Raw genomic sequence first — 13,447 nt, forward strand, 5'->3', positions numbered from 1 at the left:
CAGGAGCAATTTGCATACCGCCCGCCCCTCAGTACCGAATTGTGTTTGAGTTTACGCACCGACCCACGGATCCTGAGGCCCGTAGCAAGAAGCAGAATTTTAAAGCAGCTTTGTAAAACTTACAGGCGAGCAGCCGAACGAAGCCTTGAAGCCGTTTAAATCGCCTGCTTATTGTCGGCACGCTTTTCGCTTAGCCGGCGAAACCGATTGCCAACAGGTAAAAATCGGTTGAAAAAGGAGAATTGGATCGATGAAAGCGGCGTTTAGCTGGGGGCTTGCGGTGCTTTTGCTTGCGCTTTTTTGGTCTGGCACTGGCCAGGCTCAGGCGCTCACTTCGACCACCGAGGGGTTGTTGGGCGGTGGGGTTCTAGGTGCCGGAGCGGGTGCGCTGGTCGGAAGTGCGGTGGGCCATCCGCTGGGCGGTGCTTTGATTGGTGGCGGTTTAGGCGCGGCTGCGGGTGGTCTGATTGGGCACGGCTTGCAGGTTGATCAGGAACGCAATTACCAGTTGGCTGGCGAGGTTTCGGCTGAGCAACAAGAGCTGGCCCGCCAGCGTGCGGAGATTCATCAGCTCCAGGCCCAGGAAATCGACCGCCTGCAGGCGCAGCAGGCTCGCAGCGTTCAAATCCAACAGCAACAGATGGCGGAGAGTCTGGAAACGGAGTAGAGGGCCTGGGTGATAGCGCTAAACCCAGCGTCGCGCCACCCGGGACAGTTGCTCGTCCATTTCGTTGGCGAGGACCACTAGTCGCCCGCAGGATTCGACTTGCGCCAACAAGGAAGTCTTGGCTAGCACTGGCCAAGAGTCGATTTCATTGAGACCCGGCCCCGAGAAATGGCGTTCCAATGTGGCCAAGCGCTGGACCAATACATCAGGGGCGGGGGTTTGGGGCTTGGGAAAGTGGAGCTGGCGCGGGCCGATGATTACGCAGTCCAGGTAGCGTAGCCAATAATTCAGCCGTTCGCGCAGAGCCTCCTCGAATTCAGCCATCACAGCCATGCTCATCGAGGAGATGTTGGGATAAGCCAGCCGCCATTTGGCGAGGTCGCCTACCCGATAGCAGATGCGGCGCAGAGTGCCGCAGGCGTGGACTACCTGATCAGGATAGATTCCGCTGCGCGTCCCCTCCAGCCGGGCGTCGTCGACCACGCCCAACAATTCAACGAATAGTCGAACCATCTCGAAGACCTTGCCTTCGATATCGGCTTCAGTGAGATGATGGGCTGCAACGTGATTGGGCAGCAATTCAAGGCTAGTCTGGAGCAAGCGGCGCACCCGCGTCACCATCGAGCGGGCGGCATAATCGGGGCTCAGGACCAGGAATACCAGCCCCACGATGGCGACCCCCAGAAACACGCCCCAGATTCGCCAAAGCGGGGTGTAAACGTTGGCGGCCGGGCTCAGCCCCACATAGGCAAGGATGAAGGTTACTCCAATCTGCTTGCCCATATATGCCAGGCGTGGGCTGGATTGGCCGGCGTAAAAGCTTCCCACTGTGCCCGCGAAGAGAGCCAGAATATATACCCCCAGGGTCTCGCTGTTGGGCGAGACCACTTGCATCGCCGCGATCGCCAACGCTCCGCCCAGCGCCGCGCCCGCCAAGCGCAGGTTCATCTTGCGCAGAGTCGCGCCGTAACTGGGCAGCGCGCAGATCATCACCGTGAGCGATACCGTATCCAACTCGGCATGATTGCTGGTGATGACGACGAGAAAGCCCACCGTCATCGCGGCGGCGACTTTGATCGCATGCGCCAGTTGAGCGCGATTGAGGGGAAGCAGCCGATTGACCGGTGGCCTGGCGTTTGCGCTCACGGCGATGGGCGGAGCATCGGGGGCGCGCTCAAGCAATCGCACCAACCGGCGCATACCCACCACGAAGGCGCTGCGATTGCTGGCTTCGGGCCCCAGCCGGCGGTCGGCCAGTAGCTCTTGCTGGCTTGATAGCAACTGCTCAAGCGCCGCGGCGTCTTGGGCTACGGCTGCCGCGAGCGCCTCGTCTGGGGTACCGTCCAGCCCGCGCTCCAGATGCTCGACATGGCGTGCCATCGCGTGATCCAAAGCGTCGAGCATGGTGCGCAACTGGCCCGTCAGCGCTGTCCGCAGGTGCGTGGGCCCGGCTTCGGAGGCGATTACCAGGACCCGCTCGACCTCGATTTCCAACCGCGCCGCAAGCGTCACAGCAGCGGTCAGAATCGCTTCGCGATCGGGTGGCAGGCCCTCGCTCACCGCCGTGGCCAGCAGATTGAGATGGAGTGGCAGACGCGAGGCTACGGTGGAGCGGGGAAGCGGCTGGGCAGGGTCCAGATAATGGCGTCCGGCCAGTGCCAAGCGACCGCCCAAGCGAGCCAAGTCCCGCGCCAGGACCGCAAGCAAAGTCCGCTGTGCCGATACTGGCCATAGCCATTGATCGCATAGCAGCAGGAGGGCGAAGGAGACCAAGCCGCCGGCCAGGGTGTAGGCAACCGCCCAGCCACTGTTGGTTGGGTTGAAGACCATCAGAAAGAAGGTATTGAGGAAGGAGATTTCAACGTAAAGCCACTTGCCCGCCGACAGTGGTCCCATCATCGCGTAACTGAGGATCACGGCTATCAGGGCAAAGAAGGCGACCATCAGCCATGGCGCCTCGACCAGCACCCCGATAATCGGCAGTGAGGAGCCGGCTGCCAGCGCCTGGCTGACGCTTAAAATTGCCGCGCTGCTGGCCGTCATTGCCGCGGGGCTGCCCACCAGTCCGTTGAGAATATATGGACCGTTGGGGCCGTCGATGCCCATCGCAGCCATTAGACCCGCCCCCAGCGCGAGGATAACCGCGCTGCGCAGCGCCGCTGTAAGCCGCCCCGGGCTTGGGCGCAACTCCTCGGCCAGCAGGTGCTCGAATCCGCGCAACGTCCGGCAAAGGCCACGCCATTGTAGCGCCAAAAGGCGGCGCAGCCGCCGTCCGGCGCGGATAACGGGCGGGAGTGAAAGGGGCGTGGTTTGCGCGGGCGAAGAGTTCACCTGCTGATTTCGCTCTTGATGTCTGTCATGCGCTATCTGCTGTAATCGAATTGTATCGAAATCAACCTATTGTCGTCTAAATGACTCGGGCGGTAACGAACCCCAGGGGAAAAAGGAACCCTCGACCATGCACCGACGGATACTGGGCGCAATACTCGCGCTGGGATTGATTGCCACCTTTTGTGCTCACGCGCGCGCGGCCAATAGCGGCCTGAGCGTGCTTTACACTACTCAATCGACGGCACCGATCAGCTCGCAAGCGGTGCCATGGTTCCAGATCGTCAACGCGGGTACCAGTCCCATCAATCTAAGCCAGGTGACGATTCGTTATTGGCTGACCAACGCCCAAGGTATGGCGCAGCAATTCAATTGCGATTGGGCGCAAGTGGGATGCGGCAATTTGAGCGGCCGCTTCGTGCCGTTGGCCCAACGATTGTCCTCGCCTGAGTGAGCTCATGTGGAAGTATCGGGACCTGCCGATGGATTTAGCCGACGCGGCTTTGGTCCGGATCGCTGAGCGCGAAAAAATCCGCCGGATCTTCACCGTGGACAGAAGAGACTTTGGGCTCTATCGGCCATACCGCCTGGGGCGTTTCGAGATTCTTCCGTAACTCGGAACAATCCGCGTACCAGCGGGCGCCGGATCACCCCGGCAGGATGGCGACGACCTGGTCGTAGGGCACGTCATGGTCCAGGATTCCCATCTCGATCGCGAAGCGATTCATCCCGCTGACGGTTTGCGGCGAAATCGCGGGGTCGTAAAAGGGCAGGTCGCGGCGAACCAGCTCGGCGATAAGCTCGGCCTCTTGAGGTGGGAATAGCTTGCGACCGATTTCGCTTGCGCAGGTGTAATCGGCGCGCAGCGCGGCCTGGGCGGCGGCGATCGCGCGGCGCGCGCCGGCCGCATCGCGCGTGCTCAGACGCTCGGCCGCGGCTAGCGCGGCGAAGGTGTAATGGAACGCGGCGGGCGGGCCGTCACCGCGGCGGACGTCGAGCACTACGCTGCCCACCCCGCGCCGCACTGCGACCTCGGCGCCCATTCCGTTGGCCCAAAAGCCATCGATCTGTCTCGCTTCCAGAGCCCGCGCCGCGGTCAGGCCGAAATTGACCCCCGCTCCCTGCGCACCCGGCACCGGCGCAATCCGCACCGCGTTGCTCTCGGGCTCGATGCCGGCCTCGCTTAGCAAGCGGCGCAGCCCCATTTCCACCCAAGGCGCGGCGCCGATGCGGCGCCCTTTGACGATGCTCAAATCGCCGCGCACTGGATTGAGATCGCGCCGCATCACCAGGAACCAGTACATTCCCTGGGCTTGCGCGCATAAAAGTTTGACCCCCTCCCAGCGGGGAAAGGCGGCCAGGGCGGAATGGGCCGAGCCGCCGACGAAATCCACCGTGCCTTCGCGTAAGGCAGCATAGGCTCGGTCCACCGGAAAGATCAGCTCCAGACTTACGTCCATGTCTTCGCGTGCGAACAGCCCCATTTCCACCGCCGCTACCGCGGGAAAATACGAATTCGAAATCAGATCGGGAACCGCAAGTTTCATGATGCTACGACGCTTGAGCTGCCTGCGCCGATCGCTCGATGGCGGCCGCCAGGGCCAGGTCTTTGTCGGTAACCCCGCCTTCGCTGTGGGTGGAGCAGGTGAAGGTGACGCGATTGTAGTTGATCAGGATATCGGGATGATGGTCGGCGGCTTCGGCCTGCCAAGCGACCCAGTTGACCAGTGCCATCGCCGCTGCAAAACCGGAGCAACGGAACTGTTTGGCGATGGCGCCGTCGTGCAACTTCCAGCCCGGGAGCGCGTTTAGACCGCGCTCGATCGCTTCGTTACTGAGCTGTGCCATGGCAGGTTTTACCTCCGTCCAGAGGTTACACCTTCAGGCTCAGCGGTGCGACGATAGTCCCTTTCCTCAGCGGGCCGTAAATCGAGCCGGCTGACGAAGGCCAGGGAGCTGGGCCGAATTATTCGGCGCAACAGCTAAGTTTAGTTATGTCTTTGGTAAACGATAATGCGACGATCTTCAGCGCCTCGGACATGGTTGGATAGATGTGCAGCATGCCAACGAAGTCCTCGACCTTCGCCCCAAAGCGGATTCCCATCGCGGCTTCGTGGATTACTTCCGCCGCGTCCATGCCCAGCATCGAGACGCCCAGAACCTTGCCGCTGTCGCGCTCGGCGACCATCTTGATAACGCCGCGCGGATTGCGCACCGCCTGCGCACGTGGCACTTGCTCCATATCGACGGTACGGCAGGCGCATCGATAACCTCGCTCGACCGCTTCCTTGTCGGTCAGTCCGACCACGGCTACCTCGGGGTCGGTGAAGATGGCGCGCGGGATCACCCGATGGTCAACCTTGCGATGCGCCCCACCGAGCGCGTTAAGCGCCGCGATACCACCATCCTGGGCTCCTACCGGCGTCGCCATCTGGCTCTCCGTGTTAGAGCCGACTACATCCCCGGCGGCCCAAACGTGCGCAGCCGTCGTCTCCAACTCGTCGTTGACAATGATCGCAGCGCGCTGGTCGGTGCCCACTCCCGCCACGTCTAAGCCCAGCCCTTCAGTATTAGGAACTCGGCCCGTGGCAACAAGCAAGTGCGACGAGTGCAGGGCGCTTGAAGCATTTCCAGCTATCTCAACCAAGACACCTTCGCGATCTCTACGGACCGCCACCGCCTTGGTCCCGGTCAGGAGCGTGATTCCTTCCTCGCGCAGAACCTCGCCGAGCGTAACACCGACTTCAGGTTCATGGTTGGGCAGGATTCGCTCGCTTGGTTCGAGGATGGTCACTCGCGTGCCAAGCCGGTGAAAGAATTGCCCCAATTCGAGCGCGATATAGCCGCCACCCACAATCGTGAGCGACTCCGGCTGCTCCTTGAGTTCCATGGTTTCGTGGCTAGTCAGCAGATCGCTGGTCATGAACGGAACCTCGTCGAGGCCCTCTAGCGGTGGAATGAAAGGCCGTGATCCCGTCGCCACCAGAAAGCGTTCCGCTTCCAAGCGAACATCGCCCACCTGAACGGCGTTGCGATCGATAAACCGCGCCATTCCTTCGTATACGCTTATGCGATCGCCGACGATGCTCTGGTATTTCTTCTCGCGATAGTAGGCGATCACCTCGTCTTTCTGGCCAACCAATTCCGCAAAGTTGACCTTAAGCCGCGCCGACTTAATTCCCGGATAGCGCGGATGTTGCGCTTCATAAATGATGCTCGCCGCCGCGATCAGGTTTTTCGACGGGAGGCATCCGCGATTGACACAAGTACCGCCGAGGGTGCGGTTTTCCGTCATCGCAGCGGTCTTGCCGAGTTCCGCGGCACGGATGGCCGCGGCAAAAGCAGTTGCCCCCGAACCTAAAATGACCAAATCGAAGCGTCGCCTTTCCATAAGTCTAAAATCCTTTTCAGCTAAGAGCGCAGTTCCAGTGAAGAGATACGAGCGCGCGCCGGCTGTCCTATGCTGCCCACTCCCGCCTCGTTTGAAGGGCCAAGTCGACCAAGGGTGCCGCTATGAGCAGGGCAATCCCCGGATAGGCGAGGGGATGCGAAAAGAACATTCCCGCCACCAGCAATATCGCGCCAGCCACGCCAATCCATAGCGCATAGGGACGGTGATGGCGCTGGAACGAACGCCACAAGCCCCACACGGTGAATGCCAGGAAAATGATCAGGAGCGGAAGTAGGATCGAGTCGCGGATTATAAAGCCCGCGCCGATTGCACTGACCAGCTCTATCAGCCAAGAGAAGCCGAGACAGCAAGCTGAAGCAAAGATCGCTCCAAGCGGTCCCCATTTTTCAGCATGAAACGATTTCAAGCGTCCTCTCCCATAAGACCGTCAAACTCGGACTGTGGGTGCGGGAATCGGCACGGTCAGGGCGTGCCGGGCGCGTGGTGGCGCGTGTGTTCAATGTTGAGCTGAGTGTAAAACGACGCCGCTATCAGCAACGCCATCCCTGCGTAGGCTGCGCGTTGGTCAAAGACCAGACCGACCACCAGCAGTACGGCGCCGGTTAGGCTTATCCAGAGGTGCGTCTTCGAGTGGCTCTCGCAGGAATAACGCCACGAACCTACGAGTGCGAAGCTCAGGCACACAGCCAGGAATGGAGCGAGAAAAACGTAGTGAACAAGAAACCCCACTCCAACGGTAGTGAGGATGCCTGTGAGCCACGATGCGCCAAGACAACATGCCGCTGCCACGACCGCTCCGAGCGGACCCCATTTTGCCAGCGTCACCGGCGGTATCACGGGTCAACTCCAGTCCCTTCAAGCCACCACTGGTAATAACAAGTGCGGCAGTGAGCTGGCGGCTCGCAAACTCCGTCACGAAGCAGGCAGCCAAGTCCGCCTTCAAGGTCTCGCCCGCCGCACAACGCACAACGCTCGCGGCGTATCCGCCGTTCAGCAGCTGCAAGTGCGTTGCCGTTTTCGAGCTGAGTGGCCATGGTCAGCGGCTCGCTGGAATCAGACCTTCAGGTTGTGAGGTTGTTTCGGTGCCGCTTCGTTATCGACTCGATCGCGGCGACGATACAGCCACACGCCCAGAACAGCGGCGCCTAAGGCCAGTATGCTGAGAATGCCGCCAGTTCCCAAAGACGACCCCGCGTAACCTGCAAGCGAACAAATTGCGTCGCCGCAGGGATCGGCCAACGCAGTTGACGCAAGCAACACCGAAAATGACGCCGACATGACCGAAATTGCGTATCTCATATAATCATCTCACAATCGATCTATCGCTCGGCGGCCTGTCGCTCCGGTTACGCCTCGCGACTAACGCCGACTTGAAGTAAGTGACGATAGAGCACGGCTCCGGCCAGTGAACCGACCGAGCCGCCAGCAAGCGAGCCAACAACCGAGCCGAAAATCCAGCTCAGGCTTATGCCCACCGAGAACGCCCCACACTGGAGTACAATCGCCGGCAGAGTTAGGAGGACAAATACCCCGGCAGCCATCAGGCCCAGCACGACGGGGTGCCTCGGCGCCTTGATACCAACGATCGCGGTGGCAATCAGAAGCGGAGCCAGCGAATAAAGGCTCCCGAGCAGAAAGTACAAGGTCTGGCTTTGCACGCCTGCGAAGAGGTGGCGCACGCCTGGACTCATCTGGCAGTAATCCAACGCCTGGCCGATCGAGCAAGATCTGGTCAATGCCAGCGAAAGCCCCATCGCCAGCAACCCCGCGATACCGACCCATCGCGCGGCAATGCCATAGCGCGGCACTCCGCCGCCGCGCATCGCCAAAAGCACCGCAGCGGCGTACAAGGCAGCCCACGCCGCACCCATGCTCAGCAGCACTTGCGGTGAGAAGACCGTCAAATCGCTCTTTTGCCCAAGAACCCAGACTGAGGCAACTGAAAAGACCAGCCCCATTGTCACGCTCACGAGCGTCGATTTGCCCATCCGGGCGCTCTCGAGGTTCGCCTGTTCTCGCTCCAGCTCGTCCAGAACCCGCGTACGGGTTGTTTCCAAAAGCCTCGCGGGGACCTCCTCTTCGGAAAGCCCGCCCAGCGCGCGCCAGGTAAGCTTCATCTCTTGCCACGCCTGGCGGCAATTAGCGCATCCGCGCAGATGGACCTGAAGTTTCGCCGGCATCTGAAGATTGCCATCGGCCAACGCGTTGGCCAGTTCGGTTTGAGTCTGTTCGCAGCTATTCATTGCCAGATTGACCCGCAGCTTTGTCTGGAGCGCAAAGGGCGGCGCGGAGTTGCGCCAGCGCGCGGAAAAGCCGCACCTTCACCGCTCCTTCGGAAATGCCAAGCGCCAAGGCAATTTCACGCCCGTTGAGCCCTTGATATCGGCTGAGCAGCAGCACCTCCCGCAGGCCCTGCGGCAGTCGCAAAATTGCCGCTTGTAGCACCCTGCTGGTTTCGGTGGCCTCGGTCAGAGCCATCGGATCGGTATCCACGATCCGATGGTCTGCCGGAATCACGTCGATTGCTTCCTGGTCCATGGTCGTTTGCCGCCGGTGTTCAACCCGGCTCTTTTCGTCTCTCAGCAGGTTGGCCGCGATAGTGAACAGAAAGGCCTTGAAAGTTCCCGCAACATAGTTCTTTCGCGCCTGGTGCAGGCGCAGGAACGTGGCTTGAAAGAGATCCTCCGCCATCGCGCGATCCCCGCTTGCACGGAGCAGAAAGTTGAACAGCCTGGTGCCATATCTCTTGAAGAGCTCGTCGAAAGCGCGGCCATCTCCGCCGGCGTATGCGAGCATCAAGTCCTCATCGTTCCGCACGCTCCCTCCGCTCCTGCACCCCTTATAACGGGCCTGCCCGGCGAAAGTTACCGCAGTTCAAAAACTGCACTTGTTTCGCTTAAAGATCCGTAGTCAGCCTCGGAACATTACGTTAACGGCAAATCGCAGCAAGACAAATCTAAGCTTAGATAACATTAGCAAAGCACAGACTGGGGAGTGCCTTCGTCGCCATGCTTTGGAGAGGCAGAGCTGTGCCTGCTCAGCTACGTCCATGGGCTCCGGTACGCGTGGTCTTGGCATTAATCCACCGGTCAACCGCGGGGCGATAAAACCGCCAGTCGGAGCCCAACCTGAACGCCGGTAGCTCACGATGCTTGATCAGGCGATAGACCGTGCTGATATGGCAGCGCAAATAATCCGCCAGCATTTTCACGGTGAGGATTTCGTTCTTATCGCTTGGATAGACGGGGCGTGTGCGCAAGGCAGGCCGGGGCACCTTTTCATACTCATGATTACGACACATAAGTCTTCTTGCTGCTTGCCTAAAATCAAAACGGAATAGTCGCTTGAAAGTTACAGGCCATGGCCTATAGTCGCTGCTCTGCGCTGCCCGGTGATTTGGTCACCTGAGTTCAAGCCGGCTGGCTGGGTCAGTAAAGCAGCCGATTAGACCCAAGCTCAAAATGAAGTTGCCCCGTTTGGTCGCACGCGACCGCTTTGCCCGCGCCAAAGACCTTATTGCAGTGCGCCTTCAGACGATCGCCACAGCGCCCGCGTTTGCGCGCACGAATCCTCTTCCAGAGCGAATGTTGTGACCTGGCGGCCTCCTCTCTATCCGGTATGTAACCTTCAGGCCTCATCCCCGTTCTTAGCGGATGAACCAGGCATCGTTAGGGAGTAGAAGAAATGCCTTTAAAACCTGAAAGGCTTGGGTGGCTGTCGGTAATTCTGGCTTCGACCTGCTGTCTCTTCCCGCTGCTCGCAATCGGGCTCGGACTGGGAAGCATCGGGCTCGGGTCGTTTTTCGGACGGTTCGAGCCGTGGCTCGATCTGGGGGGTGTCCTAGTGGTCATCGCCGCCTGGTTGTATTTTATGCACGAGCGACGACGCGTATATGCATTGGGTTCGACCATAAAGGGCGAGCGGCGTACGCTCGTCGCGCTTTCGGTCGCCACCGTTCTGGTTGTGCTTTTTGCAGGTTCGGCATTGGTGAGTCATCTGTTGCCTCCCAGTTCGCCGATGCAGACCACATTTGCGCAGAGCGCAACCATCCGCGCCAGCGGCGCTTCCACCACCGCTAGAGTCAACTACCCGCGCGCGGTTCTCGCGGTCACAGGAATGGAGTGTTACGCATGCGTGCCAGAGATCGAGCACAGCTTGAATAAGGTGCCCGGCGTCCATTTCGCTCAGGTGGATTTTCACCATCAGACGGTTACCGTCGAATATGACCCTGCCAAGGCGACCGCCGCTCAGTTGGTGAGCGCGGTAAAGTCCGTGGGATACGACGCCAAGGTTGCGGACTGAACGCTCTGTCGGAGAGGTAGCATGTTGTTGGAAAGGAAAGCCAAGGGTGACTTCGACTTGTTCGTCCTCGGCGGTGGCTCGGCGGCGTTCGCCGCGGCGATTCGCGCGGCCGAGCTTGGTGCGCGCGTCGGCGTCGCCGAAGAGGGTGTTATCGGCGGTACTTGCGTAAATCGCGGATGCGTGCCGAGCAAGAACCTGCTCTATGCCGCCGAGCGGTATTACGACTACTACAGGAATGGATTCGCCGGTTTGCCCCAGGGCAAGGAAGCGGCGAATTTCGCTCAAGTCATTGCTCAGAAGGATGACCTCGTCGAGGGGCTGCGCAAGGCCAAATATTGGGACGTCCTGGAGGCCTTTCCGCAGATCAAGTTTGTGTCCCGCCCGGCGGCGTTCGTTTCTGCCAATGAAGTAAGTGTCGGCGACCGGAAGGTCACCGCCGATCATTTTGTCATCGCGACTGGGGCGTCCGTGACGCGGCTGCCAATACCTGGACTGGAAAAGACACCCATTCTTACGTACAAGGAAGCTCTCGACCTCAAGCAGCTCCCGAAATCGCTCCTGGTGATCGGCGGGGGGCCGATCGGCCTTGAGCTTGGCCAGATGTATTCGCGCTTCGGGAGCAAGGTAACGATTCTCGAAGCTCTGCCGTATATCGCGCCACTGGAGGACGGGGAGATCTCCGAGGCACTAAAGGCCTATCTGACAGAAGAAGGGCTTCAGGTTCTCACTTCGGTCAAGGTGACGCGGGTTGAACCGGTCGAGGGCGGTGTGCGAATCGAAGCCCTGATCGGTAGCAAGTCGGTGGATTTCTATGGCGAGCGACTGCTGCTTGCCGCCGGCCTTAAACCCAACACCCGCGACCTCGGGCTAGACAAAGCCGGCGTCCGGCATGACGAGCGCGGAGCTGTAGTCGTTGACGACCAACTCAGGACCAGTGCGAAAAACATCTGGGCAGCGGGCGACGTCACCGGCCAAATGATGCTGGTCACGGTCTCGGCGATGGAGGGCGGGATCGCCGCCGAAAACGCGCTCGCGGGCGCTCGTAAAAGAATCGACCTGAGCCACGTGCCCCACGCGATCTTCACCTCACCGCAGGTCGCCTCGGTGGGCCTGCGCGAGCGCGACGCGAGATCTTCTGGGCGCAACATTTTGGCCGCCAAACTACCTTTCGCGCACGTGCCCAAGGCCGCCGCCGTGCGTGACACGCGCGGCCTTTTGAAGTTGGTCGTGGATGGTCGCAACTATCGGATCCTCGGCGCGCATTTGGTGGCGGCCGAGGCCGCGGATCTGATCCATATCGGCGTGCTGGCAGTTCAGCAGGGACTCACGGTCGGCGACTTGCTGCGCACCACTTTCGTTTATCCGACCCTGGCCGAGGCATTCAAGATCGCGGCCTTATCGTTCAACAAGGATGTGACCAAGCTAAGTTGCTGCGCGACATAAACAACAGATTTAGCCCATGATCGGCAATTGATTCGCTCGAAGGCTTGCGTACGCGCAACCGTGCTTTGCCCCCGTTGCCGGGCCCTCCTGTTCGCCTACGAATGCGCCGCGAGTGCGGCCGAGAGAGGAAGCTTTTATGAGCAAAAGGATTACGATTGGGATATTGGCGCTGAGCGTCATGAGCTTGATCGCGTTGGGCGGACGCGGCGTGGCTCTGGCCGGCGACAAGACTTGCCCGCTGCAAATCAAGGGGATGCAGTGCGCGATGTGCGCGGGCGCAATCGAGGCCGCGCTGAAAGCCGTACCTGGCGTCAAAAGCGCAAAGGTCGATTACAGCTCGGCCCGCGCCGATGTCGTCGTGGACGATACGGTCCAGCCTGCCACTCTACTGGGCGCGGTTAAAAAGGCCGGCTTTGAGGCCGTTCCCCTGCCGGCGATGCCCCAAGCTCAGGCGAAGGATTCTTGCTGCAAGCGGTAGGAGACGAACTTGCGCACCGTCGATTCACTGCTAGAAAGCGAGGAAGCTCGCGTTCTCCAGATTCTTTACGATGACTGGATGGACCTTCTGCGCTGCACGACCATCGACCAAGCGATGGAGCGGGTGAGAGTGCCATTTTCTCATAAAAGGCGGCTGCGCATAGCCGATCTCTTGCGGCAGGATAAACGAGCCGCGGCGCTGATGCGGTGGGATCTGTCGGCATATGTACTCACCAATGATGAGAAGCTCTTCGCGCGCCTTATCCTGCGAGCCGCACCGTCTCTTGCGTTGATTCCCGATCCCGAGAGTCTTGGCACGGCCGCAATGGACTGGTCCCGTGGGGGTATTCCGCAAGCACTTGAGGCCCTTGAATGGGTTGGATTCTTGGAGCATGACACGGACGGCTACAAACTGGCTCCGGGCCAAGCCCGCGTAGTTAACGGCATCGGACTTAACTTCCATGAAGTGGTGCTGACCGACCGCGGCGAGCGCTTCAATACCAATTGTGCGACCGACTTCTTCATCATGACGCATCCGCCGACTCGCCAACGTGTATTGGAGCACCTCAGTTGCAAACACCTGCCGGAAATTACCGATGGGATAAGCAAAAAGATGACAGCGGCGATTCGTGCCGCCTCCGCCAGGGGACGGAGCCTTGCCCAAGCCAGCGATTATACGCGTGAGCGTGCCATCCTGAACGACGCCTGCGCGTGGACGCATGAACCCATCGGCATCGCCCTGGATTCCGGAGAATTGACCGAGGTTACGCCGGAGACAACGTGGTATCTGCGCGGCGGTGGCTGAGGAGTCAACAATC

General features: G+C 60.2%; 13 protein-coding genes. 6 read left to right on the forward strand and 7 right to left on the reverse strand.

Features of this window, described 5'->3' with window-relative positions:
• The first annotated feature begins 250 nt into the window (after positions 1-250).
• Complete coding sequence (locus VKV28_14985) at positions 251-667, forward strand: glycine zipper domain-containing protein (GenBank protein HLH78106.1); 417 nt, start codon at positions 251-253, stop codon at positions 665-667.
• A gap of 18 nt (positions 668-685) precedes the next feature.
• Here the strand turns inward: VKV28_14985 and VKV28_14990 are convergent, their stop codons facing one another.
• Positions 686-2,998, reverse strand: coding sequence for an FUSC family protein (locus tag VKV28_14990; protein HLH78107.1), 2,313 nt, complete (start codon positions 2,996-2,998; stop codon positions 686-688).
• Between the two features lie 127 nt (positions 2,999-3,125).
• Between VKV28_14990 and VKV28_14995 the strand changes: the two genes are divergently transcribed.
• The gene (locus tag VKV28_14995; GenBank protein ID HLH78108.1) at positions 3,126-3,449 is read left to right on the forward strand and encodes a cellulose binding domain-containing protein; all 324 of its coding nucleotides are present in this window, start codon (positions 3,126-3,128) and stop codon (positions 3,447-3,449) included.
• A gap of 193 nt (positions 3,450-3,642) precedes the next feature.
• Here the strand turns inward: VKV28_14995 and VKV28_15000 are convergent, their stop codons facing one another.
• The 6 genes from VKV28_15000 to VKV28_15025 form a co-directional block, all read right to left on the reverse strand.
• A complete protein-coding gene (locus VKV28_15000) occupies positions 3,643-4,542 on the reverse strand; it encodes a hypothetical protein (GenBank protein HLH78109.1) in 900 nt (299 codons plus the stop codon).
• A 4-nt stretch (positions 4,543-4,546) separates the two neighbouring features.
• The gene (locus VKV28_15005; protein ID HLH78110.1) at positions 4,547-4,843 is read right to left on the reverse strand and encodes a 4a-hydroxytetrahydrobiopterin dehydratase; all 297 of its coding nucleotides are present in this window, start codon (positions 4,841-4,843) and stop codon (positions 4,547-4,549) included.
• Positions 4,844-4,961: 118 nt separating this feature from the next.
• Entirely contained in the window at positions 4,962-6,386 is a 1,425-nt protein-coding gene (gene merA, locus VKV28_15010) for a mercury(II) reductase (GenBank protein HLH78111.1), read from the reverse strand.
• Positions 6,387-7,753: 1,367 nt separating this feature from the next.
• Positions 7,754-8,650: a hypothetical protein gene (locus VKV28_15015; protein HLH78112.1), complete on the reverse strand. Its 897-nt coding sequence runs from the start codon at positions 8,648-8,650 to the stop codon at positions 7,754-7,756.
• Complete coding sequence (locus tag VKV28_15020; protein ID HLH78113.1) at positions 8,643-9,224, reverse strand: sigma-70 family RNA polymerase sigma factor; 582 nt, start codon at positions 9,222-9,224, stop codon at positions 8,643-8,645. Before VKV28_15020 ends, VKV28_15015 begins: the two co-directional genes overlap by 8 nt.
• Before the next feature lie 220 nt (positions 9,225-9,444).
• Positions 9,445-9,708 carry a helix-turn-helix domain-containing protein gene (locus VKV28_15025; GenBank protein ID HLH78114.1) on the reverse strand — a complete coding sequence of 88 codons (264 nt, stop codon included), beginning with the start codon at positions 9,706-9,708 and terminating at the stop codon, positions 9,445-9,447.
• A gap of 383 nt (positions 9,709-10,091) precedes the next feature.
• Between VKV28_15025 and VKV28_15030 the strand changes: the two genes are divergently transcribed.
• From VKV28_15030 to VKV28_15045, 4 genes are all read left to right on the forward strand, one after another.
• Positions 10,092-10,709 carry a heavy metal-associated domain-containing protein gene (locus VKV28_15030; protein HLH78115.1) on the forward strand — a complete coding sequence of 206 codons (618 nt, stop codon included), beginning with the start codon at positions 10,092-10,094 and terminating at the stop codon, positions 10,707-10,709.
• A gap of 21 nt (positions 10,710-10,730) precedes the next feature.
• Positions 10,731-12,152, forward strand: a complete 1,422-nt coding sequence (merA, locus tag VKV28_15035) for a mercury(II) reductase (protein HLH78116.1) — start codon at positions 10,731-10,733, stop codon at positions 12,150-12,152.
• A gap of 136 nt (positions 12,153-12,288) precedes the next feature.
• Complete coding sequence (locus VKV28_15040; GenBank protein ID HLH78117.1) at positions 12,289-12,630, forward strand: heavy metal-associated domain-containing protein; 342 nt, start codon at positions 12,289-12,291, stop codon at positions 12,628-12,630.
• 9 nt (positions 12,631-12,639) lie between these two features.
• On the forward strand, positions 12,640-13,434 hold the full coding sequence (locus VKV28_15045; GenBank protein HLH78118.1) for a hypothetical protein: 795 nt from the start codon (positions 12,640-12,642) through the stop codon (positions 13,432-13,434).
• Positions 13,435-13,447: the final 13 nt, after the last annotated feature.

The sequence above is a fragment of the Candidatus Binataceae bacterium genome (assembly GCA_035294265.1).
Classification (GTDB): domain Bacteria; phylum Desulfobacterota; class Binatia; order Binatales; family Binataceae; genus DATGLK01.

Coding starts and splice junctions, on each gene's coding strand:
- VKV28_14985 (HLH78106.1), top strand. CDS start 251: ATGAAAGCGGCGTTTAGCTGGGGGCTTGCGGTGCTTTTGCTTGCGCTT.
- VKV28_14995 (HLH78108.1), top strand. CDS start 3,126: ATGCACCGACGGATACTGGGCGCAATACTCGCGCTGGGATTGATTGCC.
- VKV28_15000 (HLH78109.1), bottom strand. CDS start 4,542: ATGAAACTTGCGGTTCCCGATCTGATTTCGAATTCGTATTTTCCCGCG.
- VKV28_15005 (HLH78110.1), bottom strand. CDS start 4,843: ATGGCACAGCTCAGTAACGAAGCGATCGAGCGCGGTCTAAACGCGCTC.
- merA (HLH78111.1), bottom strand. CDS start 6,386: ATGGAAAGGCGACGCTTCGATTTGGTCATTTTAGGTTCGGGGGCAACT.
- VKV28_15015 (HLH78112.1), bottom strand. CDS start 8,650: ATGAATAGCTGCGAACAGACTCAAACCGAACTGGCCAACGCGTTGGCC.
- VKV28_15025 (HLH78114.1), bottom strand. CDS start 9,708: ATGTGTCGTAATCATGAGTATGAAAAGGTGCCCCGGCCTGCCTTGCGC.
- VKV28_15030 (HLH78115.1), top strand. CDS start 10,092: ATGCCTTTAAAACCTGAAAGGCTTGGGTGGCTGTCGGTAATTCTGGCT.
- merA (HLH78116.1), top strand. CDS start 10,731: ATGTTGTTGGAAAGGAAAGCCAAGGGTGACTTCGACTTGTTCGTCCTC.
- VKV28_15040 (HLH78117.1), top strand. CDS start 12,289: ATGAGCAAAAGGATTACGATTGGGATATTGGCGCTGAGCGTCATGAGC.